This window comes from Lysobacter claricitrinus, assembly GCF_045866565.1.
In the GTDB taxonomy this organism is placed as follows: Bacteria; Pseudomonadota; Gammaproteobacteria; order Xanthomonadales; family Xanthomonadaceae; genus Cognatilysobacter; species Cognatilysobacter claricitrinus.
In genome coordinates this window covers 415,480-438,294 of sequence record NZ_BAAFZV010000002.1, presented here as the reverse complement: position 1 = coordinate 438,294, position 22,815 = coordinate 415,480, and the positions used below count along the sequence as shown (strand labels likewise).

Annotated in this window: 25 protein-coding genes; 10 read left to right on the top strand and 15 right to left on the bottom strand. The window is 67.6% G+C overall.

The window, feature by feature from the left end; genetic code table 11:
• Positions 1 to 101 precede the first annotated feature (101 nt).
• Positions 102 to 944, top strand: coding sequence for a class I SAM-dependent methyltransferase (locus ACKTTN_RS06830; RefSeq protein WP_407909127.1), 843 nt, complete (start codon positions 102 to 104; stop codon positions 942 to 944).
• Between the two features lie 88 nt (positions 945 to 1,032).
• Here ACKTTN_RS06830 and ACKTTN_RS06825 read toward each other — a convergent pair whose 3' ends face one another.
• Positions 1,033 to 3,354, bottom strand: a complete 2,322-nt coding sequence (locus ACKTTN_RS06825) for an alpha-amylase family glycosyl hydrolase (protein WP_407909126.1) — start codon at positions 3,352 to 3,354, stop codon at positions 1,033 to 1,035.
• 212 nt (positions 3,355 to 3,566) lie between these two features.
• Here ACKTTN_RS06825 and ACKTTN_RS06820 point away from each other — a divergent pair, with 212 nt between their 5' ends.
• The 5 genes from ACKTTN_RS06820 (at position 3,567) to ACKTTN_RS06800 (ending at position 7,981) form a co-directional block, all read left to right on the top strand.
• On the top strand, positions 3,567 to 4,664 hold the full coding sequence (locus ACKTTN_RS06820; protein ID WP_407909125.1) for an NAD(P)/FAD-dependent oxidoreductase: 1,098 nt from the start codon (positions 3,567 to 3,569) through the stop codon (positions 4,662 to 4,664).
• A 125-nt stretch (positions 4,665 to 4,789) separates the two neighbouring features.
• A complete protein-coding gene (locus ACKTTN_RS06815; protein WP_407909124.1) occupies positions 4,790 to 5,680 on the top strand; it encodes a diguanylate cyclase domain-containing protein in 891 nt (296 codons plus the stop codon).
• A gap of 139 nt (positions 5,681 to 5,819) precedes the next feature.
• Positions 5,820 to 6,260, top strand: coding sequence for a DUF2231 domain-containing protein (locus ACKTTN_RS06810; protein ID WP_407909123.1), 441 nt, complete (start codon positions 5,820 to 5,822; stop codon positions 6,258 to 6,260).
• On the top strand, positions 6,253 to 7,563 hold the full coding sequence (locus ACKTTN_RS06805; RefSeq protein ID WP_407909122.1) for a PQQ-dependent sugar dehydrogenase: 1,311 nt from the start codon (positions 6,253 to 6,255) through the stop codon (positions 7,561 to 7,563). Before ACKTTN_RS06810 ends, ACKTTN_RS06805 begins: the two co-directional genes overlap by 8 nt.
• A 70-nt stretch (positions 7,564 to 7,633) precedes the next feature.
• A complete protein-coding gene (locus ACKTTN_RS06800) occupies positions 7,634 to 7,981 on the top strand; it encodes a hypothetical protein (RefSeq protein WP_407909121.1) in 348 nt (115 codons plus the stop codon).
• Positions 7,982 to 8,008: 27 nt separating this feature from the next.
• Here ACKTTN_RS06800 and ACKTTN_RS06795 read toward each other — a convergent pair whose 3' ends face one another.
• From ACKTTN_RS06795 to ACKTTN_RS06780, 4 genes are all read right to left on the bottom strand, one after another.
• On the bottom strand, positions 8,009 to 8,464 hold the full coding sequence (locus ACKTTN_RS06795) for a DUF1801 domain-containing protein (RefSeq protein ID WP_407909120.1): 456 nt from the start codon (positions 8,462 to 8,464) through the stop codon (positions 8,009 to 8,011).
• 76 nt (positions 8,465 to 8,540) lie between these two features.
• Positions 8,541 to 8,957 carry a VOC family protein gene (locus ACKTTN_RS06790; RefSeq protein WP_407909119.1) on the bottom strand — a complete coding sequence of 139 codons (417 nt, stop codon included), beginning with the start codon at positions 8,955 to 8,957 and terminating at the stop codon, positions 8,541 to 8,543.
• Positions 8,954 to 9,382, bottom strand: coding sequence for a helix-turn-helix transcriptional regulator (locus tag ACKTTN_RS06785; protein ID WP_407910026.1), 429 nt, complete (start codon positions 9,380 to 9,382; stop codon positions 8,954 to 8,956). The genes ACKTTN_RS06790 and ACKTTN_RS06785 overlap by 4 nt, the downstream gene beginning before the upstream one ends.
• Positions 9,383 to 9,489: 107 nt before the next feature.
• The gene (locus ACKTTN_RS06780; protein ID WP_407909118.1) at positions 9,490 to 10,671 is read right to left on the bottom strand and encodes a serine hydrolase domain-containing protein; all 1,182 of its coding nucleotides are present in this window, start codon (positions 10,669 to 10,671) and stop codon (positions 9,490 to 9,492) included.
• 159 nt (positions 10,672 to 10,830) lie between these two features.
• On the opposite strand from ACKTTN_RS06780, the gene ACKTTN_RS06775 reads away from it, so the two are divergent.
• Complete coding sequence (locus tag ACKTTN_RS06775; RefSeq protein WP_407909117.1) at positions 10,831 to 12,231, top strand: esterase-like activity of phytase family protein; 1,401 nt, start codon at positions 10,831 to 10,833, stop codon at positions 12,229 to 12,231.
• A 66-nt stretch (positions 12,232 to 12,297) separates the two neighbouring features.
• Here ACKTTN_RS06775 and ACKTTN_RS06770 read toward each other — a convergent pair whose 3' ends face one another.
• The 7 genes from ACKTTN_RS06770 to ACKTTN_RS06740 form a co-directional block, all read right to left on the bottom strand.
• On the bottom strand, positions 12,298 to 12,954 hold the full coding sequence (locus ACKTTN_RS06770; protein ID WP_407909116.1) for a glutathione S-transferase family protein: 657 nt from the start codon (positions 12,952 to 12,954) through the stop codon (positions 12,298 to 12,300).
• Between the two features lie 81 nt (positions 12,955 to 13,035).
• Positions 13,036 to 13,593 (bottom strand): DUF3228 family protein, encoded by a 558-nt coding sequence (locus ACKTTN_RS06765; RefSeq protein ID WP_407909115.1) that lies wholly within the window; start codon positions 13,591 to 13,593, stop codon positions 13,036 to 13,038.
• A 52-nt stretch (positions 13,594 to 13,645) separates the two neighbouring features.
• Entirely contained in the window at positions 13,646 to 14,323 is a 678-nt protein-coding gene (locus tag ACKTTN_RS06760; protein WP_407909114.1) for an aquaporin, read from the bottom strand.
• A complete protein-coding gene (locus ACKTTN_RS06755; protein WP_407909113.1) occupies positions 14,323 to 14,709 on the bottom strand; it encodes an arsenate reductase ArsC in 387 nt (128 codons plus the stop codon). Before ACKTTN_RS06755 ends, ACKTTN_RS06760 begins: the two co-directional genes overlap by 1 nt.
• Positions 14,706 to 14,873: a hypothetical protein gene (locus tag ACKTTN_RS06750; protein WP_407909112.1), complete on the bottom strand. Its 168-nt coding sequence runs from the start codon at positions 14,871 to 14,873 to the stop codon at positions 14,706 to 14,708. The genes ACKTTN_RS06755 and ACKTTN_RS06750 overlap by 4 nt, the downstream gene beginning before the upstream one ends.
• Positions 14,870 to 15,211 (bottom strand): ArsR/SmtB family transcription factor, encoded by a 342-nt coding sequence (locus ACKTTN_RS06745; protein ID WP_407909111.1) that lies wholly within the window; start codon positions 15,209 to 15,211, stop codon positions 14,870 to 14,872. The genes ACKTTN_RS06750 and ACKTTN_RS06745 overlap by 4 nt, the downstream gene beginning before the upstream one ends.
• A gap of 210 nt (positions 15,212 to 15,421) precedes the next feature.
• Entirely contained in the window at positions 15,422 to 17,440 is a 2,019-nt protein-coding gene (locus ACKTTN_RS06740) for a M13 family metallopeptidase (protein ID WP_407909110.1), read from the bottom strand.
• On the opposite strand from ACKTTN_RS06740, the gene ACKTTN_RS06735 reads away from it, so the two are divergent.
• A complete protein-coding gene (locus ACKTTN_RS06735; RefSeq protein ID WP_407909109.1) occupies positions 17,421 to 18,785 on the top strand; it encodes a hypothetical protein in 1,365 nt (454 codons plus the stop codon). The two genes, ACKTTN_RS06740 and ACKTTN_RS06735, sit on opposite strands and share 20 nt — an antisense overlap.
• Positions 18,786 to 18,809: 24 nt before the next feature.
• On the opposite strand, the gene ACKTTN_RS06730 is transcribed toward ACKTTN_RS06735, so the two are convergent.
• A complete protein-coding gene (locus ACKTTN_RS06730; protein WP_407909108.1) occupies positions 18,810 to 19,664 on the bottom strand; it encodes a PA4780 family RIO1-like protein kinase in 855 nt (284 codons plus the stop codon).
• A 229-nt stretch (positions 19,665 to 19,893) separates the two neighbouring features.
• On the bottom strand, positions 19,894 to 20,610 hold the full coding sequence (locus ACKTTN_RS06725) for a DUF4386 domain-containing protein (RefSeq protein WP_407909107.1): 717 nt from the start codon (positions 20,608 to 20,610) through the stop codon (positions 19,894 to 19,896).
• A gap of 192 nt (positions 20,611 to 20,802) precedes the next feature.
• Here ACKTTN_RS06725 and ACKTTN_RS06720 point away from each other — a divergent pair, with 192 nt between their 5' ends.
• Complete coding sequence (locus tag ACKTTN_RS06720) at positions 20,803 to 21,465, top strand: GNAT family N-acetyltransferase (RefSeq protein ID WP_407909106.1); 663 nt, start codon at positions 20,803 to 20,805, stop codon at positions 21,463 to 21,465.
• Positions 21,466 to 21,506: 41 nt separating this feature from the next.
• Here the strand turns inward: ACKTTN_RS06720 and ACKTTN_RS06715 are convergent, their stop codons facing one another.
• Positions 21,507 to 21,992 carry a VOC family protein gene (locus ACKTTN_RS06715; RefSeq protein ID WP_407909105.1) on the bottom strand — a complete coding sequence of 162 codons (486 nt, stop codon included), beginning with the start codon at positions 21,990 to 21,992 and terminating at the stop codon, positions 21,507 to 21,509.
• Positions 21,993 to 22,135: 143 nt separating this feature from the next.
• Here ACKTTN_RS06715 and ACKTTN_RS06710 point away from each other — a divergent pair, with 143 nt between their 5' ends.
• Positions 22,136 to 22,780 carry a tetratricopeptide repeat protein gene (locus ACKTTN_RS06710; protein ID WP_407909104.1) on the top strand — a complete coding sequence of 215 codons (645 nt, stop codon included), beginning with the start codon at positions 22,136 to 22,138 and terminating at the stop codon, positions 22,778 to 22,780.
• Positions 22,781 to 22,815 lie beyond the last annotated feature (35 nt).

Genomic DNA, 22,815 nt, shown 5'->3' with positions numbered 1-22,815 from the left:
TCGACACGCGTACTCGCGAGCCGGTTTTCGTCGCATCCCCGGGTTACCGCTATCGTGTCGCTCCCGCGGCGGGCCTGCCGTCGCGCCGATCCGGATTCGACGTGCCCCACTACACCGGCCCGCTGTTGACCCGTCCCGACGCCGAGGCGTTGCTGCGCGCGCGCAACGACGGCGCGGCGCAATGGACGGGCTCGCTCGATCTCGGTCGCTCGACCGGCATCGCGACGCTCGCCGCCAACGACTGGCAATGGAACGGCATCGGCTATCCGTATCCCGATGCGCTGAAAGATCGAACCATCTATCACTGGGACGGCGACGCGTTTGGACCGGTGTCGCGCTACGCCGGCTCGCTGATCAAACTGGTGCCGACCGAATGGGGCGTGCCGACGTTCGAGATCGACGGCATCAAGATGCTGCCGACGTCGAAAGCCTCGCCGCTCGACGACGCGCGTCGCAAGGTGGCGCTGGTCGAGCCACGCGGCAAGGTGGTGCTCGATACCTGCGGCGGTCTCGGCTATTTCGCCGCATGCTGCCTTGATGCAGGCGTCGCCCGCATCCGCTCGTTCGAAAAGAACGACAACGTGCTGTGGCTGCGCACGCTGAACCCGTGGTCACCCGATCCCGACGCACCGGCCTCGGGTGGTCGACTCGAACTCACGCACGCAGACGTGTCGCAAGCGATTCGTGACATTCCCGACGCATCCATCGACGCGCTGCTGCACGACCCACCGCGCTTCGGCATCGCCGGCGAGCTGTACTCGAAAGTGTTCTACGACCAGCTCGCGCGTGTCGCACGACGCGGCGCCCGCCTCTTCCACTACACCGGCGCACCGAACGCATTGACCAGCGGCCGTGACGTGCCGCGTGAAGTCGCCAAACGCCTGAAGGCGGCGGGCTTTCGTGCGGAGTTGGCGCTCGACGGCGTGCTGGCGGTGAGGCGCTAGTACGCGATCGCGTACCGTCTCCACTCGTAAGATTGCTGAGCTGCCCGGCCGATGCCGGGCAGCGCTCGAGTGCAACCGACCAGACGAGTCACTTCGCGATCAACAACATCACTGATCGCGCCTGCAGCCCGTACACCGTGTTCTCGCCACCGATCAGCGTTTCGCTGCCAGGTGCGACCACCGTATTCGCGCCTTCGTTCCACGTCGCGGTGTCGGTGACGCGATACCAGTTCTTGCCGGTGCCGGGCCACGGCAGGGTGAAGTTCACGTCGGCGGACCAGCCGTTGTAGGCGACGTAGATCGCGCTGGCCGTGTCGCCGAATTCGGTACCGTCAATGCGCCATGCCAGCGCGTGGTTGTTCGGGTCGGTGAAGTACGCACTGGTCGCCTGCTGGCCGTTGGGCATGAACCAGCGCAGCTGTTCCATCACGTTGCCGTTGTTGTCGACGCCCGAGTACTGGTTCGCCGGCCGCAATGCCGGATGTGCCTTGCGGAATGCGACGAGGCGTGACGAAAACGTCTGGTGGTTGGCTTCGATCGTGCTGCGCGTCCAGTACAGCCAGTTCGCGGGCGAATCGAGGTTGTAGGCGTTGTTGTTGCCGAACTGCGTACGCAGCACTTCGTCGCCGCCGGTCATCATGGGTACGCCGGCACTCAGCATCATCAACGCGAAGCCGGTGCGCACCGCGCGGCGCTGTGCGAGCACGTCCCCGCCCTGGTCCCAGCTGTTGTTGTTGTCCTCGCCGCCGTCCGATGGCCCATACGGCCACGGCTGGCTGTTCTGCTTGGTGTTGTAGGCATAGAGATCGTTGAGCGTGAACCCGTCGTGCGCGACGAGGAAATTCACCGAATTCCACGCCTTGCGTCCGTCGTCGCCGTAGAGATCCCACGATCCGCCAAAACGCGTCGCCAGCGTGCCGGTAGTGACGTTGGCCACGCCCATCTTGTTCTGCGCTTTCCGGATGTCATCGCGGAAGACGCCGTTCCATTCCGACCATCCGGTCGGGAAACCGCCGACCTGGTACGAATTGCCGCCGATCGCCCACGGCTCGGCGATCAGGTCGATGCCGGAACCGCCGCCTGCGGCGCGCGGCGGCAGCTCACGCACGATGCGGTTGAGCGCATTGCTCGAGTCCATCTTGTCGAAGTTGTAGCAGCCGTGTTCGCAGGTGTTGCCGAGCACCGACGCCAGGTCGAAACGGAAACCGTCGACGCCGAGTGCGTCTCGCCAGTACGCGAGGGAGTCGACGATCAGGTCCTGCGCGACCGGGTTGTGCGTGTTGTAGTTTCCGCCGACGCCCGTGTTGTCCCACGACTGCTGGAAATCACTGGTGAGCGAGTAGTAGGTCGGGTTGTCGAGGCCGCGCCAGCTCTGCACGTTGTAGACCGTGCGGCCGTCGGTGCCGCCCCATGCACCACCTTCGCCCGTGTGGTTGTAGACGACGTCGATGTAGACCTTGATGCCGGCGTCGTGGAATGCCTTCACCATCGCCTTGAATTCGCGCGTCGGGCCGCCCGCGGTCCTGTCCGACGAGTAGCGGCGATCCGGCGCGAAGTAGCCGAGCGTCATGTAGCCCCAGTAGTTGTCGCCGGTGTCGGAGTTCGGGTCGACGTCGTTGCTGTCGTTCTGGGTTTCCTGCACGGGCAGGAATTCGACCGCGTTGACGCCGAGGCCAGCCAGATACGACGCCTTCTTCGCTGCGCCCGCGTAGGTGCCGCGGATCGACGACGCCAGCGACGTGTCGTTCATCGTCAATCCGCGCAGGTGCACTTCGTAGATCACGTCGTCCTTGAACGCGCGTGTCGGCTTGGTGCCGATGCTGGTCGTATCAGCAGCGATGACGACGCCCTTCGATGCGCACGCACCGCTGTCCTTCGCGCGGTTGGTCGCGCCGCTCGCGTAGATCGTGCCGTCGCGGCAGGTCGCTGTCTGCGGATCCTGGCTGACCTCGCGCGCATACGGATCGAGCAGGAGCTTGTTCGGATTGAAGCGATTGCCCGCACTGTCGACATCGCTGACGAAACCGGTCGACGTGCCTTTCGTCCAGGTGCTGCTGTAGGTCCAGTTCGGCCCCCAGGCGCGGTAACCGTAATAGACAGGACCGGTGATGCCGTACGTGGTCTGCAGCGTGGATACGGAGACCGTCTTCGACCAAACCTGCGTCGCGGCGTCCTTGGTCATCACGTACTTCACGACTTCCTGCGCGCCGGACGCGGTCTTGTAGATCCACACCTCGACGCGCGTGGCGCGCGAGGAATACACGCGGAAATTGATGTTGGCCCTGGTGGCGTCGTAGCGGCCGCCGAGGGTGCGGGCATCGATCGACGCGTGCGCGCGCATGACGGGCGCGGCCACCAGCAGCAGGGCGACCACCAGCGAGGCGACGACGTGGAAGCGCGACTTCGTCATGGGACACGTCCGGCATGGAGGCGGGACGACTATCCGCGCAGGTGCACCTGCACAACGTCGCCTGCATACGTATTCATGCCGACCGCTGGCCGGATAGCGGCCGGTGTGCGTAAAGGGCGTTCCGAGCGCGACTTCAAGTTCACTTCACGCGGCGGCCATCGTCGCCTCGCCGCGCGCGTCGATCCTGCACGCGGGCCATCGACCGGAGCGCCATGTCCGCCAACACCGATTTCGATGCCGACGTCGTCATCGTCGGCGCGAGTTTTGCCGGCGCCGCGTGCGCCCTCGCGGCTGTGCAGCGCGGCCTGCGCGTCGTCGTGCTCGAACGCAAGCGCGATCCGGGCGAGAAGCTGCATACCACCGGCATCATCGTGAAGGAGGCGGCCGAGCAGACGCTTCTCAACCGCGTGCCGGCGTCGATGACGCGTCGCGTCGAACAGGTGCGCCTGTACGCGCCGAACCTGCAGCAGGTCGCGCTCGCCGCGCCCGGCTACTACTTCCTCACCACCGACACGCCGCAGGTGATGCGCTGGCTGGCGCAGCAGCTGCGCGCACACGGCGTCGACCTGCGCCTGGATTGCGCGTTCACCGATGCGGAGCGCATCGAAGGCGGCTGGCATGTGCAAGGCGTCGGGCGCACGCGCTATCTCGTCGGCGCGGACGGCGCGCGCTCGCGCGTGGCGCGGCGCTGCGGCCTGGGCGAAGTGCACCAGTTCCTGTACGGCGTCGAGTACGACTTCCCTGGCGCGAAGCTCGCGCAGGCCGACGCGCTGCACTGCTTCATCAGCAAGCGCTACGCGCCCGGCTATATCGGCTGGATCGCGCAGAGCCCGACCGGCATCCAGGCCGGGCTTGCGCTCCGGCACGATCCGTCGAACGCGCGCGTTCCGGATATCGAGGGCTTCCTGCTGCGCGTCGGCCAGGCGGGCGGACTGCCACGCCACCTCAAGCCCGGCGCGACCCGCGCGGGACTGATTCCGTGCAGCGGCCCGGTGATCGACATGGCGCGCGACGGCGCGATCCTGATCGGCGATGCCGCGGGCATCGTCTCGCCGGTCACGGCGGGTGGCATCCATTCGGCGTGGGAACACGGCTGGGCGGTGGGACGTGCGATCGCGGCATTTCGGCGCGATGGCGGGCCGCCGCCGGAGCAGGTCGCCGTCGACGTCGCACCGCGATTCCGCACCAAGCGCGCGCTGCGCTGGGCGTACGACCGCCTGCAGTTCGACTGGCCGTTCGACCTGCTGCTGTACTCGCCGCCGCTGCGCTGGGCGGCCGAGCAGGTCTACTTCCACAAGCGCCGCATCTGACGCCGCGCATCGCGCGCTGCACGCAGCGGCCGCGCGGCCGATAACGAGGCACGAGCCGACGCCGCGTCGCTGCCGCATACTCGATCCAGTCCGCGCGGAACGCTCGCGTATCCGCTGAGGAGGCCATGCCCGTCACCCTGCCCCCGCTCGTCGAAGTGCTGGACCTGTTGCCGGACGCCGTGTGCGTCGTCGACGCCGACGGCCGCTACCTGCACGTGAGCGCCGCGTACGAACGCATCTTCGGGTACACGCGCGAGGAAGTGCTGGGACGCCGCATGATCGAGCTCGTCCATCCGGACGATCGCGAGTCGACGCTGGAGGCCGCCAGGCGCGTGATGGACGGCACGCCACAGCGGCATTTCCGCAACCGGTACGTGCGCAAGGACGGACGTGCGGTCGACGTGCAGTGGTCGGCGCGGTGGCTGCCGCAGTACGGCGTGCGCATTGCCGTCGGCCGCGAAATCACCGACCTGCGCCGCGCCGAGGCGGAGCTCGAGCACCTCGCCCGCCACGATCCGCTCACCGGCCTGCCGAACCGTTACCACCTGCAACGCGAACTGCGGCTTGCGCTCGAACGCGCCGCGGAAACCGGCACCGGGCTCGCCGTGCTCTACATCGACCTCGACGGCTTCAAGAACGCGAACGACCAGGCCGGCCACGCCGCGGGCGACCTCGTTCTCTGCGATGTCGCGCGTCGTCTCCAGCATGCTTTGCGACAGGGCGACCTCCTCGCGCGCGTGGGTGGTGACGAGTTCGTCGCGATGCTGCCGGGATGTCGCGACGCGACCGCCGCGCGCCTGATCGCCGAATCGCTGCGCGGCCACATGCAGGCACCGTTCGCGCTGCCCGAAGGCGTCATCCACCTGGACGCCAGCATCGGCATCGCCTGCTTCCCGGACGACGGCGCCACGTCCGAGGCATTGCTGGTGCACGCCGACCGCGCGATGTATGCGGTCAAGGCGCTGCGTCCGCATCGGGCCGCCGAGCGGCCGGCGAGTGCCCCGCTGGCGGACTAGCGAACGGGCAGAAGCGCAGGCGCTCAGGCCGGCCCCGCACGGCGACACCGTTCACTGACACGCTCTGGACATCGCCGTGGATAGCGTGCTCCCGGCCGGTTCGCCCGAACCGGAGAGTCCCGTCGCGAGGCCGCCGTCCATGCGCACCACCGCACCGCCGCGCTTCGTCGCGGGCAACGTCATCTACGGGTTGCTCAACCCGATTCCGTTCGGCTGTTTCGTCGCCGCGCTGATCTTCGACATCACCTACGCGCGCAGCGCCGAGATCATGTGGACCAAGGCGGCGGCGTGGCTGATCGTGATCGGCCTGTTCGCGGCGATCATCCCGCGCATCGTGAACCTGGTGCAGGTGTGGATCACGTCGCGCCGCGACGTTGCGCGCGCGCACCGCATCGATTTCTGGCTGAACCTGTTCGCGATCGTCGCGGCCATCTTCAATGCGTTCGTGCACAGCCGCGACGCCTACGCCGTAGTGCCCGCGGGGCAATGGCTGTCGGCGCTGACGGTCGGGCTGATCGCGGTCGGTTATGTGCTCACCGCGTTGGACCGCACCGCGACCGGAGGGCTCGTCCATGAGTAACCTCCGTTATCGCCGCGTGCTCGCGCTGGCCATCGCCGCGCTTCTCGCGGGTTGCGACCAGCGTGCCGCGCTCGAGCCATCGCAGCAGTCAGGCAGCAATCCGCCGCTGCCCGACGCACGCAACTTCCTGCTGCCGCCGATGCAGGTGCCGGACGGCGTGGGCTGGGCGCAGGGCAACATGCCCACCGTCGCGCCCGGGCTGCGCATCGACCGCGTCGCCGGCGAGCTGAAGCATCCGCGCCAGTTGCTGACGCTGCCGAACGGCGACGTGCTCGTTGTCGAGAGCAACGGCCCGGGCACGGAGCCCACGACGACGCCGAAGCAGTGGTTCGCGGGCAAGATCAAGGCCAAATCGGGCAAGGGGGCCAAAGGCGGCAACCGCATCACGCTGCTGCGGCCGACGGCGTCCGGGCCGTGGGAACAGCACGTCCTGGTCGACAACCTGCACTCGCCATTCGGCGTGCAGCTGATCGGTGATTCGCTGTACGTCGCCAACACGGATGCGATCGTGCGGTTTCCGTTCCGCGTCGGCGACACGCGCATTACCGCGCCGGCCGAAACGTTCACCGACCTGCCCGACACCATCAACCATCACTGGACGAAGGCGCTGCTCGCGAGTCCCGACGGGACGAAGCTGTATGTCGGCGTCGGTTCCAACAGCAACATCGGCGAGAACGGTCTGGCCGTCGAATATCGCCGCGCCGCCGTGCTCGAAGTCGATGTCGCGACGGGTGGCAGCCGCATCTACGCATCCGGCATCCGCAACCCGACCGGCCTCGGCTGGAATCCGTGGACGCACCAGCTCTGGGCGATCGCGAACGAGCGCGACGAAATCGGCGCGGACCTCGTGCCCGACTACATGACGTCGGTGCAACCCGGCGGCTTCTACGGCTGGCCTTACAGCTATTACGGGCAGCACGAGGATCGACGCGTGGTGCCGCAGCGGCCCGACATGGTGAAGAAGGCGATCCGTCCCGACTATGCGCTCGGCTCGCACGTCGCCGCGCTTGGCCTGCTGTTCTCCGACGCCAATGCCCTGCCTGCGCACTACCAGAGGGGCGCGTTCGTGAGCGAGCACGGCAGTTGGGACCGCTCACCGCTCAGCGGCTACATCGTCGCCTTCGTGCCCTTCAAGGACGGCAAGCCGACCGGCCTGCCGCAGACCGTCGTCAGCGGTTTCTATTCGAAGGACCAGAAGCAGCTTTACGGCGCACCGGTCGGCCTGGCGAAGGACCGCGACGGCGCGCTCCTAGTCGCCGACGACGTGGGCAACGCGGTGTGGCGGGTGTCGGCGGCGCACTGACACGCGCCGATTCACCGCCGCTGCACGCACCGCGGCGACCATCGACGTCCACCGCACGCTCGAGGTGCCCATGCTGCAGACCGCCGCGATCCTGCTCGTCGTCACCGCGCTGGGCGGCCTGACGATGGCCGGCATCCGCTTCGCCGGCAAGCACAATCCGCCGGCGTGGCTGGCGATGCTGCATGGCCTGCTCGCTGCGTCGGGCCTCACGCTTCTCGCCTATTCGGTTTTCACCGGGACAGCGCCGCCGATGGCGTCGCTCGCCCTCGCGCTGCTCCTGCTCGCCGCCGCCGGCGGCGCGGTGATGAGCCTCGCCTACAAGTGGCGCGATCGCCTGCTTCCCGCATGGCTGGTCGTCGCACACGCCCTGCTGGCGGTATGCGGCATCCTGTGCACGCTGGCGGCCGCCTACGGCTGACGACCGCGGCGCGCGCCTTCGACGCCCTCAGCGCGCGCGGGCGGACGCCTTGCCGACTGCCGTCTTCGCGGCTTTCTTCGCTGGCATCTTCTTCGCGGTGTTGAGCTCGATCGCAGCGCGCACCAGCGCCTTCAACGCCTTCTCGTCCAGCGTCTCGCCTTCGCGGATGTCGATGGCGCGTCGCGTATTGCCGTCGAGGCTCGAATTGAAGAGCCTGGACGGATCGGCGAGCGATGCCCCGTTCGCGAACGTCAGCTTGACCACCTGTTTGTAGGTCTCGCCCGTGCACACGATGCCGGCGTGCGACCACACCGGCACGCCGCGCCATTTCCATTCCTCGACGATGTCCGGGTCGACCTCGCGGATCAGCCCGCGTACTCGCGCGAGCGTGTCGCCGCGCCAGTCGCCGAGTTCGTCGATGCGCTGGTCGATGAGGTCCGATGCGGATTCGCCGTCGGCTTGCGTCTTCGCGTTCCTGGTCATGGGATGCGCTCGTCGATGTGGAGTTTGCGACGCGACGGCTGGCGGGCGATTGGCCCACCAGCTGCCCTGTACGCCGTCAGGCAGGCACACGCTGCGCCTCGATCATCTTCCAGCGATTGCCGGAGGGATCGCGGAAGCCGGCATCGACCGTGCCGTAGCGCTCCGTGGGTTCCTGCGTGAATTCCACGCCATGCGCGCGCATGCGTTCGTACGCCGCGCGGCAGTCGTCGACCACCAGCACCAGCGGCGGCATCGCGCCCTTCGCGAGCAACTCGCGCATGGTCTGTGCGGTGGCGGCGTCGAGCGTTGGCGGCTGCGGCGCGAACAGGCCGAGCTGGAACGACGGCTGCTCCGGATGCTGCACGGTGAGCCAGCGGTAGTCGCCGTTGCGCGCGTCGGTGTGGACGCGGAAGCCCAGCTTGTCGACATAGAACTCGCGGGCTTCCTCCTGGTCACGAACGTACAGCCCGACCACTGCGACACCCTGGCTCATGGCATTTCCTCCGTCTGTGGGGAGACCTTTATAGCCACGCCCTCGCGGCGGCGCTTCTCCGAAACTGCGATGGTGAGGTCGGGGCGGTGGGCCGCGCTCAGGTAGCAGCCGGGGACCGATTCCAGCGCATGCGAGGCAGCGCGCTGGCGCGCCCGCAGTTCACTCGGGCTCTCGCCCGTGACGTCGCGGAAGGTGCGCCCGAAGGTGCCGAGGCTGTTCCATCCGGTCTGCAGCGCGATGTCGAGGATGGGCAGCTCGGTGTCGCGAAGCAACGCGGTCGCGCGCTCGATGCGTCGCGTCAGCAGGTAGCGATGCGGCGGTACGCCGAACGCGTCCTTGAATGAACGTGCGAAGTGCGCTTCGGAGACGTCGCTTACCCGCGCAAGCCGCGCGATCGGCCACGCCTCGTGGGATGCCGCGTCCATGCGGTCCTTCGCGCGGAGCAGGCGGCGCAGCAGTCGTGGGTCGGCGCTGGCAACGTCGGTCGTCGACGCGGCATCCGGCGCGTCGATGCCCTGCCCGCGCATCCGCGTCACGATTTCCCCGCCCGCGTGCCGTATTCCCAATCGAACGGCACGCCGGTGTCGCCGAGGACGAAGCGCACCAAGTCCGCGAAGCCCGCTTCCGCACGCACATCGTTGGCGAGGATCAGGACGCAGCGGCGACGCGCCTCGACACACACCAGCGTGTTCGCCGTCTGCTCGTCATGCCCGCCCTTGAAGAAGCCGTGCCCTTGCGGGCCATCGAACACGATGACGCCGAGACCGGCGGCCAGGTCCTTGCGCTGCCGGTTCGCAGGCAACTCGTCCTGCAACGGCGGGAACTGCGTCGCGGTCGCGATGTGCAGTTGCGGCTTCACCATTTCGGCGCGGGATTTCGCCGACAGCCCGGTTCCGCTCACCAGCGCAGCGGCGAATTTCGACAGGTCATCGATGGTGGTGTCCATCGATCCTGCCGCGCGCACCTTGGAGCGCTCGTCATGCGGCTTCGCCTCGCCCGTATCCGTCCAGCCATCCGCGAGATTTCCGGCGAAGTCCGGCCGCCACATCAGCGACGTACGCGTCATGCCGAGCGGCGCGAACACGTTATCGCGCGCAAGCTCGCCCACATCGACGCCCAGCCCCTTCGACTTGACTCCGTTGTCGATCGCGAACTGCAACAGGATCATCCCTTCGCCCGAATACGAGTAGCGCGACCCTGGATCGAAGTGGATGCGCAGCTTCTGGTCGGGTTCGAGCCAGTAGAAGTTGAGGAAGCCCGTGGAATGGGTGAGCACCATGCGCGGCGTGATCGCGCGCCAGCGTTCGTCGCCCGCCAGATCCTTGTACGGGCCGTATTTGTCGTGGTGGATCGCTTCGGTGTCGTAGTCGGGCAGCGGCTTGTCGAGATCGTTAGCGATCGGCGTGTCCAGGTCGATGCGCCTCTGGTCGACGAGACGCATCACCGTGTACGCGAACACCGTCTTGGTCAGCGACGCGCCGTACATCACGGTGTCGGTGCGAAGCGGCCCCCCCTTGGCGTTGCGCTTGCCGAGAGCGTTGACATGCACGACCTTGCCGCCGTCGATCACCGCGATCGCCACGCCCTGCGCGCCCGTTCGGGCCATCACGCGCGCAACCTCGGCGTCGATCGCCTTGGTCGACGGCAGCTTCGGCGGCGCAGCAAGGGCTGGCGTCGACACCTGCAGCAGGGCGATCAGCAGCGTTCGGATCACGGCGCGACTCCCGACGTTCTGCCGGGAAGCCTAGCGCGCGTGGGCGTCGACGCCACGGCCGGTCGTCATGGCGCGCCGTCGCCACACTGTCATCGCGGCACCGCACCACTGAAACATTCGACCGCGACGCTCCCGCGATCCCCCACCGCGAGATCGCCCATGCGCACGATCCATCGTCTCCCGCCCGCCATTGCCCTGCTGCTCGCCGCGAGCGCAGCGTCCGCCGAAGTCCGGCTCGTCGCCATCGACGGGTTGAGTGCGCACGACGGCGACCGCAGCAGTGAAACCGCGGCGCCACTCGAGAACGGCGTCGGCGGGAACATGTTCGGCGGCATCGGGTCGGGGCTCGCGTATGCGGGCGGCGACGTGTTCCTCGCACTGCCCGATCGCGGCCCCAACGCGGTCCCGTACAAGCCGGCGGTGAGCGACACCACCAGCTACATCCCGCGCTTCCAGACGCTGCAGTTGCAGCTGCGGCCCGCGCCGGCCGGGGATACCTTGCCGCTGCGACTCATGCCGCGCCTGCTGGAGACCACGCTGCTGCACGCACCGGACCGCCTGGTCTACGGCGACGGCAGCGCGCTGGGCCTGCGCAACGGTACGCCCGCGCTCAATGCCGTGCGCCACACGCACTACTTCACCGGTCGTTCGGACGCATTCGACCCGGCGGCGCCGTCGACCAGCGCGTTGAATGGCCGCCTCGATCCCGAAGGCATCCGCGTCGCCCCGAACGGGCTGCATGTCTACGTCAGTGACGAATACGGCCCGTTCGTCTATCGCTTCAATCGCATCACGGGCCGCCGCGACCGCGCCTACGCGCTGCCCGCGTCGTTCGCCGTGCCCAACAAGAGCGCGATCGGCGACGCCGAGATCAGCGGCAACACCGTGGGTCGCGTCGCCAACAAGGGCATGGAAGGCCTGGCGATCTCGCCCGACGGCCGCACGCTGTTCGGGGCGATGCAGAGCCCGTTGCTGCAGGACGGCGGCACCGACGCGCCTTACGTACGCATCGTCGCCATCGACACCGCTAGCGGCGCGACGCGCCAGTACGCCTATCCGCTGAGCAACATCGGCACCGCCGCCAAGCCGAAATACCCGACCGTGAGCGAAGTGCTCGCCATCAACGACCACGAATTGCTTGTCGATGAACGCGATGGCAAGGGTTTCGGCGACGGCAGCGTTGCCGCGTACAAGCGCGTGTATCGCATCGACCTCACGGGCGCCACCACCGTCGATGGACTGACCGGTGCTGCCGCGCTGGCCCCGCGCGCGGTGCATAAAACGCCGTTCCTCGACATGGTCGCTGCGCTGACTGCGCACGGCATCGCGGCGACGGACATTCCCGCGAAGATCGAGGGCATGGCGTTCGGTCCCGACGTGCGCGTGGACGGCCGTATGCGCCACACGCTGTTCATCGCGAACGACAACGACTTCCTGCCGACAGTCACCGACGCGCTGCATCCGAACGGCGCGGAAAATCCGAACATGTTCTTCGTGTTCTCGTTCGACGCCGCCGACCTGCCGGGCTACGTGCCGCAGAGGCAGCTCGGCTCGCGCTGAGTTCCACGCAGGTGACGAACGATGCAGCGGGCTCTATCGCGACCCGCTGCATCCGCGTGGCATCGATCAATCGCGATCCGGCGCACCAAGCGGAAACAGCGGCCGGTAGGGACGCGCTTCTTCAACCGCGCGCGCAAACGACGGCCGTGCCAGAAGCCGCTGGCGATACGCGTGCACGGTCGGGAACGCCTCGCCGATCGGGCGCACCCAGTCGGCGTAGAACAACGACGGCGCGGCCGCGCAGTCGGCCATGCTGAAAGCCTCGCCGGCGGCCCAGGTGCGGCCGTGCAGGCGGTGCTCGAGCCACGCATAGCTCGTGTCGAGCGCGGTGGCCGCGCGACGCAGCGCATCCTCCTTGCGACCATCGGCACGCAGCGCTTCCGCCACCGGCAACTGCATCGGCGTCATTACGTGATTGTCGAAGAAGCGGTCCATGAAGCGGACTTCGAGCGCGTCGACCGGGTCGTCGGGAATCAGCGAAACCGGCCCCCGGTGATGCAGGTGCAGGTGCTCGATGACGGTGCTGGATTCAACGACCGTGCGACCCGCATCGACCAGCACCGGCATCTTCTGCAGCGGCCATAGCGCGATCCATTCCGCCGCGACGTCCGGGCGATCCTGCGAGATCACGCGGTAATCGAACGAAAGGTCATTCTCGTAGAGCGCCACCAGGACCTTCTGGCAATACGACGAGAACGGGTGTCCATAGAAAACCAGCGACATGGCGTCTCCTTCCGGTAGTGGTGCGTTCGTGGTGCGTTCGCGGCGCGGTCGACGAGCGTACACCCGCCGCCCGACGCGCCGTCAGCCGCGCCAGTTCGCATGCGTGCGCCAGAACTCGACGCTGCGCGCGTAGGCCTCGCGATCGAGCGTAACGCCCGAGCCACCTTCGTCGACGCCGAGCGCGTTGCGCATCATGGTGATAGGCGCCATCGGCGTCTCCACCGGTTCGGCCGTGTACATGCAACCGACGATGCCCCAGTCCGCATCGATCATCGTGCCCTCCTTCTCCAGCTGTTCGCGGCTGTAGAGGATGGGGATGAGGAAATTCGCCACCGGCGGCTCCAGCCCGTCGAACCAGCGCACCAGCACCGGGAGTTCGTCGCGCGTGCGCGCTTCGTAGTCGGAGCGCAGCAGGTGGCGGTTGTCGTCGGTGATCGGCACCGCGAGGCAGCGCGTCGACGTCCAGTTGCGATGCACGTGCAGCTTGCAGAACGGCGCATAGCCGTCGAGCACCGCGATGGGAACGATGTCGTTGAGCCGCCGTTCGAACTCCCCGGGCGTGCAGTCCTGGATGGTGTTGCGGCGTGGCTCGCGCGGAAACAGGCGGGCGCGGGCGAAGTCGGTGAGGACGATGGACATGCGCGAGGCACCGGCTGAAGACGCCGCATTATGGCTGCGCGAAACCCGCGCGTTACGCCGCCGGCTGGTCCGCTGCCTGCGACTGCATCAGCACGCGTGCCGACAGCAACCCCATCACCGCGCCGACCAGCTGCGCGACGACGAACCCGGCGACGTCGTCGGGACGGATGCCCGCGAACGTGCGCGTCATCGAGCGCGCCAGCGTCACCGCCGGGTTGGCGAACGACGTGCTCGCAGTGAACCAGTACGCCGCGAAGATGTAGGCGGCGACGAGCGCGGGCATAGCCGCCGGTCGCTGCCGCGCGCCGATGAGGATGGTGAGCACCAGCCCGAACGTCGCGACGCCCTCGCTCAACCACTGTGCTACGCCGGACCGGACGTGGTCGCCGGGCTGCACGATGTCGAGGCCGAACATGAGGTGGGCCATCACGACGCCGGCGACCGCACCCGCGACCTGCGCGAGCACGTAGCCCGCGAAATCGCGCGAGCGCAGGTCGCCGCGCAGGCGCATGACCAGCGACACCGCCGGGTTCATGTGTGCGCCGGACATCGGCCCGAACAGCACGATCAGCACGTAGAGCATGGCGGCGGTGGCCCCCGCGTTCGCGAGCAGCGCGACACCCTTGTTGCCACCCGACAGGTCCATGCCCATAACGCCCGAACCGACGACGGTGGCGAGCAGCAGCGCGGTGCCGAGGAATTCGGCGAGCAGACGACGCGACAACGGCATCACAGCGACCCCAGCAGGGCCTTAACCCGCGCCTCGATGTCGTCGCGCACGGCGCGGTAGCCGTCGTCCTCCATGTCGCGCGGGTCCGGCAGCGCCCAGTCCTCGCGACGTTTCGCCGGTACCCACGGGCAGTCGTCGCCACAGCCCATGGTGATGACCGCGTCGAACTCGCCGGATATATCCGCCAGCGACGTCGACGAATGCGACGCGAGGTCGTAGCCACGTTCGGCCATGAATCGCACGGCCTTCGGGTTGATGCGTCCGGATGGCTTCGAGCCTGCACTCGACGCTTCGACGTCGCCACCACCGTGCATGCGTGCGAAGGCTTCCGCCATCTGGCTGCGGTTGGAATTCTCGACGCAGACGAACAGAACGCGATGCTTCATGTCAGGCCCCACGGCAGGCGTGCTCGCCGTTCGCCGGCGCGCAGCGGGAACGCGATCGGCGTCGCAGGGCGTTCCATATGTCCCGCGCGTGCAGCTGCAGCGTCGACGTCGCGGACGTTGAGCGACAGGTGCGCATTGCGAACGGCCGGAGGTGCGGTGCTCATGCGGCGGCGTCTTCGGTTGCAGGCATGCAGCGGCCCGCAGTCGGCGCGCACGGGGCACCCTGGCAGCAGTTCTCGGTGAGATAGGCGATCAGCGCGTCCATGCGGGCGTAGTCGGCGCGGACGCGGATGACGCGCCCTTCGCGGGTGTCGGCCGCCAGCCCAGCGGTGCGGAGCACGTTGAGATGCGCAGTGAGCGTGGCGGGCGGCAGGCCGAGCAAGTCGCGCAGTTCGCCGACGGCGAGCCCGTCCGGCCCCGCTTGCACGAGGGCGCGAAACGCGGCGAGCCGGCTTTCGTGGGCGAGCGCACGAAGCGCGGCGAGGCTCTGGTCGGTATCCATGATTCCATATTTCCGGAATTATGGAATTGATGCAATCGACCCGGACGTTGCCGCTGACGAATGGCGTCGCGCGCCGATGCGGTGACGGCCCGCCTGTGCGCGTCGACCTGTGCTGCACCGACAACCGCGACGACGTGTCCCGATCAGATCGCAGCGGAAACGAAACAGGCCGCATGCGGCGGCCTGTTCGTCAGAGCACGCGGACCGCGATCACCACACTTCGCAGCGATCCGCCTGCGGCCGCACCATCGGGTCGCCGGCCTTGCACTGGAACGCGTCCTTGAACTCCGGCAGGTTCGAAAGCGGCCCGTTGACGCGGTACTTCGCGACCGGGTGCGGGTCGCCTTGGATCATCGTGCGCTGTGTCTCCGGACGCGTCTCGTCGCCACGCCACTGGCCCCACGCGATGAAGAACTGCTGCTCGGGCGTGTAACCGTCGATGGTCGGTTCCGGCCCCTTGCCCTCGCGCGACTTCTGGTAAGCGCGGTACGCGATCTTCGCGCCGGCGAGGTCGCCGATCGATTCACCCAGCACCAGCTTGCCGTTGTGGTGCATGCCAGGCTCGATGAAGTAACCGTCGAACTGCTTGACCACGCACTGGCCCCGGGTGGCGAACTGCGCGTTGTCCTTCGGCGTCCACCAGTTGGACAAGCGCCCCTGCGCGTCGAACTGCGCACCCTGGTCGTCGAAACCGTGGCTGATCTCGTGGCCGATGACTACGCCGATCGCACCGTAATTGACCGCATCGGTCGCCGTGACATCGAACGCGGGTGGCTGCAGGATGCCGGCCGGGAACACGATCTCGTTGAGCAACGGGTTGTAGTACGCATTCGACGTCGGCGGCGTCATGCCCCAGCGCGCGCGGTCGACCGGCTTGCCGATCTGCGCACGATCATCGGCGACGTACCAGCGCGCCGCGGCCTCGCGATCGTTCCAGTACGACGCACGCGAAACGCGCACGCCGTCGTAGGTCTTCCACTTGTCGGGGTAGCCGATCTTGGGATTGAAGGTGGAGAGCTTCTCCAGCGCCTTGGCCTTCGTGTCCGGGCCCATCCACTCCAGCCCGTCGATCGTGTCGTGCATCGCAAGCAGGATGTTCTTCACCATGTCCTGCATGCGCGCCTTCGCTTCCGGCGGGAAATACTTGGTGACGTAGGCATGGCCCAGCGCGTCGCCCAGCAGGTTGTCGGTGTCCTCGGCGCACCGCTTCCAGCGCGGCTTCATCTCGGTCGCGCCGCTCAGGTACTTGCCGTAGAAGGCGAAGTTCTGCGCGACGAAGGGCGTCGGCAACGTATCGGCCGACGCGTTCAACACCTGCCAGCGCAGGTAGGTGCGCCACTGCGCGATCGGCGTCGACGCCACCTCGTGGTTGAACTGCTGCACGAACTTCGGCTGGGTGACGTTGAGATCCGCGCGCGGCACGTGGGCGTTGTCGAGATACGCGCCCCAGTCGAACGCGGGCGACAGCGCCTGCAACTGGGCGACGCTCATCGTGTGGTCCTGCTGCTTCGGATCACGCAGCGCGACATTGTCCAGCGACGCCTCCGCCAAGCGCTTCTCGAACGCGAACACGGTGGCCGCATCGGTTTTGGCGGCGTCAGGCGTCGCACCCGCCAGTTCGAACATCTTCGCCACGTGTTCGAGGTACTTCGCACGCGCCTCGACGAAGCGGGGTTCGGTTTTCAGATAGTAGTCGCGGTCGGGAAGCCCGATGCCGCTTGCGCCCACGCTGGCCACCACCTGCGACGGATTGTGCAGGTCCTGCGCCGAGTTGAACGCGAACGGCGCGAAGATGCCGACCTCGTGCAGGTTGCCGATGGCGCGCTGCAACCCGGCCTTGTCCTTGATCGCGCCGACTTCGTCGAGCAAGGGCTTCGCAGGTGCCAGACCGCTCTTGTCAACCTGCCCTTCGTCCATGCACGCGGCGTAGTAGTCGCCCGACAACTGCTCCGCACTGCCCGCCGGCCAGTCGTTCTTCGCCGATACCTCGGTGAGGATGTCGCGGACGTGTTCCTTGTTGACCTCGCCGGATTGCCAGCGTCGGCTCCAGCGATCCATGTAGTCCGGAATCTTGTTCTGCTGGCGCCATGCACCGTTCGCATAGGCGAAGAAGTCGGTGCATGCATTCGCGTTGCGGTCGATGTCGCTGGTGGCGATGCCGTGCAGACCACCCGCCGAAGCGGTGCCGGCGGCGACGAAGAGCGCGAGCATGAGGCGGGATCGGTTCACGGCGACGACGTCCTTCTGTGCCAGGGTGGGCCCGACTATAGACCGGCCGCGTGCGACGCCTCCCCTGCCGAAAGGGACTGCCGACGAACGTGTTCGACGAGCGGTTGAAGACGCGCATCGGCGGACGCGGAGCGCGCCTGCGGGGCGCACGTCGCGTCCCGTCCCGGCCGATGCGGCCCCTATCTCCCGCTCACACGCACGCGAATCACTGCGTAATATCCGCGCGACGTGGGGGGCAGGCATGCGGGATACGACGACAACGCCGTGGCGACGCCGAGGGGTGCTGGCCGTCGCGCTCACCTGCGCGGTGCTCGCACTCTGCTGGTCGATCGCAAGGCGCCCTGAACCCCGGGCCGCCACGGTGCATGGAGCCGCATCCGGCGTAATCGCCGCAGCCAACCCGACACAAGTCGGCGCGCCTCGTCGCAACGCGTACGTCGCGCCGCACGCAGACGGTGAGTCGCGAGCTACAGCCGATGCGGTCCAGCAGCACCTTCTTGCGATCGCCGCATCCGGCGACCCGCACCAGCGTCTGCTCGCACTGCGTCTGCTACTGGCCGATCACGGCGATCCGGCCGCGCTTCAGCATGCCCGTGAGCTCGCCGCCGACCTGCTCGCCGACTCCCCGCACGACGAAATGATCGCCATCGCGCAGACCTGGTTCTGCGGGCGGGAAACGCCGTGTTCGCCGCAGGCCACCAGCGCGTGGAGGCTTGCCGCGCCCGACAACGCAGCCGCATATCTAGGCGAACTGCCGGCGTCATCGACGGACGCGACCGCCGTTGACGACCTGCTCGCGCGTGCGGCCTCCGGGGGACGCTACGACGCCCAGTTCCGCAGCATGTCGCTGGAAACGATCGCGGCATTCGACGACCTGGCGCTTCCGCCGGCTGGTCCGGCCGAACGCGCGGCACTTCGCGGTATGCGTCTAGGCGCGACGGATGACGACCGTCGTCGCGTGCTCGCCTCGAGTTTCGTCTTCGCGTTGCCGCTACCGCCCCTGCGGGGACTTGCATCCGCATGCAAGCCACCGCTGTCATCCGCGCGCTTCGCAAACTGCTACGCGATTCTTCGCCGCATGGCGACCGCGACGACGGTGATCGAACACACGATCGCGGTCGGAATGCTGGCGAACTTGACGCGCGGCACGCCAGAAGGCGCGTACTGGGCGCGCGAGCAGCTGGACGCGCGGTGGCGCAGTCGCAATGTCGCGCAGCTCCCGCTCGACGCGCAGTACTGGCAGGATTTCGTGCACTTCGGTGAAGTCGAAACAGTGCGGCGCGCCCTGCTCCGCGCACACATTCCACTGACCGCGCCCCCGGGCTGGACCAACGCACCAGGCTGATGGGAAAAGGCTGGCGCGGCGCGATCAGTCCTCGTCCGCCGTCTCGCGCCCCTGCTGCCGGATCAGCGCGAGTTCGCGTGCGTCGTTGATGGCTTCGCGCACGCTGTCGAGGTCGACGGCATGCGCATCGGGGGTGAATTCGCCGGTGAGTTCCGTGTCGGGCTGCAACGCACCGGATTCGAAGAGCGCCCACATCTCTTCGCCGTACCAGGTGTCGAGCAGCTCGGGCGCCCAGCGCCCGAGGCTCGCGGTGAGGTTGTTGACGTCGCGCAGCAGCATGGTGCGCGCGGCGTTGTTGCCGCCTGCGCTCACGACCTGCGGGAAGTCGATCACCACCGGGCCATCCGGTCCGACCAGAACGTTGTATTCGGACAGGTCGCCGTGGATCAGCCCGCAACAGAGCATGCGCACGACCTGTCGCACCAGCACGCTGTGGAACTCGCGCGCCTGCACGTCGGTGAGTTCGACTTCGCCAAGGCGCGGCGCCGAATAGCCTTCGGCGTCGGTGACGAGCTCCATCACCAGCACGCCGTGGAAATACCCGTACGGCTCGGGAACGCGAACTCCGGCCTCGCGCAGCTGGTACAGCGCGTCGACCTCGGTGTTCTTCCACGCCGCTTCCTGTTGCTTGCGCCCGTAGTTCGTCGACTTGCCGATCGCGCGCGACTCGCGGCTGCCACGCACCTTGCGGCCTTCCTGGTACTGCACGCGCTTCTGGAAGCTACGTTGCGCCATGTCCTTGTAAACCTTCGCGCAGCGGATGTCGTCGCCCGCGCGAACCACGTACACCGCTGCTTCCTTGCCGCTCTTGAGCGGGCGCAGCACTTCATCGATCACGCCGTCATGGATCAGCGTCTGCAGGCTCGCGGGTGTCTTCACGTTATCCGGGGTCGGGTCGCCGGCTCGGCCGGGCGACGGGCGCGCAGTGTTGCAGGTAACGGGCTCGTCCGGTCACTTTCGGGCGTCGACACCGCTCGCGCGGGGGCGTTTTCCGTCCCCGTCCGCAGAAATGCAGGGCGAGCGTTCCATTTCCGCCGGGCCCAGCCGCGTAGGCACCTGTGGCAGTACGTCGGCCTGGCGCTCCGCCGGGCGTCGTTGACCATTCGCGTCACGACGGCGCGTTCGCGCGCCGCAGCCACTCGCGTTCATCCACGCCCTTCACCGTGAGCCAGAGCGCGAGCGAGAGTTCCGCGACGAAGACCGGCAACATGATCGTCGGGAACAGTGTTGCGGCAACGTCCGGCGCCAGGAGCAATGCGGTGCTGTTGACGAGATAACAGACGCCCGCCACCTGCATCAGTACGCCGATGACACGCGGCAGGAAGCGCGAACGGCGGATCAGGTGGCCCTCCACCAGACACACGAAACCGAAAAAGATCAGGCCGACGCCGAACCCGTACTCGTGCACGCGGATCGCCACGTACGACAACGCCTGCAATTGCGCGACCGGCAGCGCATGCAGGTAGGGCGCGTCGCCGAGCAGCATCAACGGCACCAGCAGCAATAACTTGTTGGCGACCAGTACTGCCGTCTGGATGAGATTCAGCAGAAGCACGAGCAATGCAAGGCGCCGGCTCACGGGTCGCAACAGCACGTAGATGCCCCACATCACGAACACGTCGCAGACGTGCATCAGCAGGTCCAGCGCGATGCCGAGCCGCCATCGTTCGGGCGATGCCACGATGTGCGCGGCCGTCGCCGCCGCGTCGCCGCTCACCACCATCGACCCACGCACGGCGAGTTCGCCGAACATTCCCGCAGCGATGATCACCAGGTAGAGCAGTCCCGCGAAGCGGGCATAGGGCTGGGGCGACGTCGGGTTCATCGTCGAACACTCGCGGAGGCAGATCGCACGATTCCACGACGACGCGGCGTACGAGCGTGCCGGTGGTCATCGTGCCGGGTGGCGGCCATCGCCGGTCACGTCCGCGCCGCCGAATGACCGATCGGCGCCTCCCCTGCGCGACGAGACACGGCGACAATGCGCCCGCGTGACAGACCTCGCACGGAGCGCCGCATGCACGACCTCGATCGCCCGGTGTGGGCCAGCCTGACCACTTTCCACGCGCCGATCGCCGTCGGCGGTGCGCTCGCGCGCCGCTATCCGGACGACGTCAACCTGTTCGCGTCCACGCGCGACGATGACGACGCCGCGGCGCAGGCAGCGCTTCGCGACCTGCTCGCACCGGGACAGACCGCCTACGTACTGCAGGTGCCAGAGATCCGCGTGCCGCCGGACTGCGTCGAGGTGCGCCCGGGACGCGGCGTGCAGATGGTCGCGACCCGCGCTCTCGACGACGACGCCGGCGATGACGTGCATGCCTTGGGCGACGTCGACGCGGCCGAGATGCTCGCGCTCGCGCGGCTGACGAAACCGGGCCCGTTCCTGGCGCGCACGCACACCATGGGCGCCTTTATCGGCGTTCGCATCGACGGCCGGCTTGCGGCAATGGCGGGCGAACGCATGCGCTTTCCCGGCCACACGGAGATCAGCGGCGTCTGCACGCACCCGGACTTCCGTGGGCGCGGTCTGGCGCGGCGTCTATCAGCGATCGTCGGCGCCCGCATCCAGGCGCGCGGCGATCGCCCGTTCCTGCATGCATGGGCGGCAACCGCGCGGCGATCGCGCTCTACGAAACGCTGGGCTTCGCGCTGCGCACGGCCGTGCATGCATCGGTGATCGCGCGCACGTGATGCGGTCGGCGCGTCAGCGAGCTTCACTCAATGACCGACACCCGCGACAGCGCGATCCAGCGTGGCGATGTCGATCTTGCCCATATCCATCATCGCGGCGAATGCACGGGCCGCTTTCTCGCCGCCCGCCGCAATCAGTTGGGTCAGGCGTTTCGGCGTGATCTGCCACGACAGGCCGAAACGATCCTTGCACCAGCCGCACGCACTCGCCTGCCCGCCGTTGTCGACGATCGCGTTCCAGTAGCGGTCCGTCTCGGCCTGGTCGTCGGTGGCGACCTGGAAGCTCACCGCTTCGTCGAACTTGAATTGCGGCCCGCCGTTCAACAACAGGAAACGCATGCCGAGGACCGTCGCCTCGACCATCAGCACATCGCCCTGCTTGCCCGACGGATAGTCGCCGGGCGCGCGATGCACCGCGTCCAAGCGGCTGTCGGGAAATGTGTCGGCGTAGAAGCGCGCCGCTTCTTCGGCGTTACCGTCGAACCAAAGGCACGGCTGGATCTTCGGGATCATGTGGGCCTCCTGCAGTCGGTCGGAGGCGTGACGGTACTGCGTGCAGGTTATCGGCAGATGAGATTTCCGCCCACGTCCGACTGGCGGCCGCGCCGGCAGCTCCGGGCCGGACAGGCACAATTCGCGTTCGAACAGGGGGATTCATGGGTATCAGACCGATGCTGTGCGCGGTGGCTTTGCTTGTTGCATTCCACGCCTCGGCGGCCGAGCCGCTCGAGGTCTACCTGCCGCAAGCCGATGCGTACACGGACCACGACGTCGCCGCATTCGCGATGCAGGCACCGCCGCCCGGAGGCAATGCCGCCTATCGGCATCAGCTGGATCTTGTTGTCCGACGCGATCCCAGGAACGTCATCGCACTCGCCGAGAGAGCCTACATCTCGGGAAAATTGGGCGATCTCGAGCGCGCACGCGCCGACTTGGCCGCGGCCGCATCGATCGCATCGCCGGGCAGCATCGAAGAGGGACACGTGTTCTGGTCACGCGGCTGGATCGAGTACCAGGCGGGCAACTATCCGGCCTCGTTGGCCGCGTTCAAGGGCGAGATCGCGTCGCACGGCGGCCGTCCGTTCTGGGTCCCGTCCACCCTCGCCACGCTCTACTGGAGCGCGGGTGACATCGAGACGGCCGTAGCTTGGTACGCCGCATCGGTGCGGTCATATCCGGAGCTGGGGACCGAGGACGGCATGGAAAAGCGCATCGGTTTCTGGCGACCGTCGGAAAAGCAGGCGATGCGCGGCGCCTTTGCGGAGTGGAAGCGACGCCAGACCGGCGCCGCCACCCCGTAGGCTTTTCGCGCGCCATACCGTGCAACTCCAGCCTC

Bases quoted from the DNA above. Each gene is read 5' to 3' on its own strand.
- ACKTTN_RS06785 (WP_407910026.1), bottom strand. From the start codon at position 9,382: ATGGACGCGGCATCCCACGAGGCGTGGCCGATCGCGCGGCTTGCGCGG.
- ACKTTN_RS06765 (WP_407909115.1), bottom strand. From the start codon at position 13,593: ATGTCCATCGTCCTCACCGACTTCGCCCGCGCCCGCCTGTTTCCGCGC.
- ACKTTN_RS06735 (WP_407909109.1), top strand. From the start codon at position 17,421: ATGAGGCGGGATCGGTTCACGGCGACGACGTCCTTCTGTGCCAGGGTG.
- ACKTTN_RS06825 (WP_407909126.1), bottom strand. From the start codon at position 3,354: ATGACGAAGTCGCGCTTCCACGTCGTCGCCTCGCTGGTGGTCGCCCTG.
- ACKTTN_RS06725 (WP_407909107.1), bottom strand. From the start codon at position 20,610: ATGAACCCGACGTCGCCCCAGCCCTATGCCCGCTTCGCGGGACTGCTC.
- ACKTTN_RS06770 (WP_407909116.1), bottom strand. From the start codon at position 12,954: ATGTCGCTGGTTTTCTATGGACACCCGTTCTCGTCGTATTGCCAGAAG.
- ACKTTN_RS06810 (WP_407909123.1), top strand. From the start codon at position 5,820: ATGCGCACCACCGCACCGCCGCGCTTCGTCGCGGGCAACGTCATCTAC.
- ACKTTN_RS06760 (WP_407909114.1), bottom strand. From the start codon at position 14,323: ATGCCGTTGTCGCGTCGTCTGCTCGCCGAATTCCTCGGCACCGCGCTG.
- ACKTTN_RS06775 (WP_407909117.1), top strand. From the start codon at position 10,831: ATGCGCACGATCCATCGTCTCCCGCCCGCCATTGCCCTGCTGCTCGCC.
- ACKTTN_RS06795 (WP_407909120.1), bottom strand. From the start codon at position 8,464: ATGACCAGGAACGCGAAGACGCAAGCCGACGGCGAATCCGCATCGGAC.
- ACKTTN_RS06815 (WP_407909124.1), top strand. From the start codon at position 4,790: ATGCCCGTCACCCTGCCCCCGCTCGTCGAAGTGCTGGACCTGTTGCCG.
- ACKTTN_RS06745 (WP_407909111.1), bottom strand. From the start codon at position 15,211: ATGGATACCGACCAGAGCCTCGCCGCGCTTCGTGCGCTCGCCCACGAA.
- ACKTTN_RS06755 (WP_407909113.1), bottom strand. From the start codon at position 14,709: ATGAAGCATCGCGTTCTGTTCGTCTGCGTCGAGAATTCCAACCGCAGC.
- ACKTTN_RS06790 (WP_407909119.1), bottom strand. From the start codon at position 8,957: ATGAGCCAGGGTGTCGCAGTGGTCGGGCTGTACGTTCGTGACCAGGAG.
- ACKTTN_RS06800 (WP_407909121.1), top strand. From the start codon at position 7,634: ATGCTGCAGACCGCCGCGATCCTGCTCGTCGTCACCGCGCTGGGCGGC.
- ACKTTN_RS06750 (WP_407909112.1), bottom strand. From the start codon at position 14,873: ATGAGCACCGCACCTCCGGCCGTTCGCAATGCGCACCTGTCGCTCAAC.
- ACKTTN_RS06710 (WP_407909104.1), top strand. From the start codon at position 22,136: ATGGGTATCAGACCGATGCTGTGCGCGGTGGCTTTGCTTGTTGCATTC.
- ACKTTN_RS06715 (WP_407909105.1), bottom strand. From the start codon at position 21,992: ATGATCCCGAAGATCCAGCCGTGCCTTTGGTTCGACGGTAACGCCGAA.
- ACKTTN_RS06820 (WP_407909125.1), top strand. From the start codon at position 3,567: ATGTCCGCCAACACCGATTTCGATGCCGACGTCGTCATCGTCGGCGCG.
- ACKTTN_RS06720 (WP_407909106.1), top strand. From the start codon at position 20,803: ATGCACGACCTCGATCGCCCGGTGTGGGCCAGCCTGACCACTTTCCAC.
- ACKTTN_RS06805 (WP_407909122.1), top strand. From the start codon at position 6,253: ATGAGTAACCTCCGTTATCGCCGCGTGCTCGCGCTGGCCATCGCCGCG.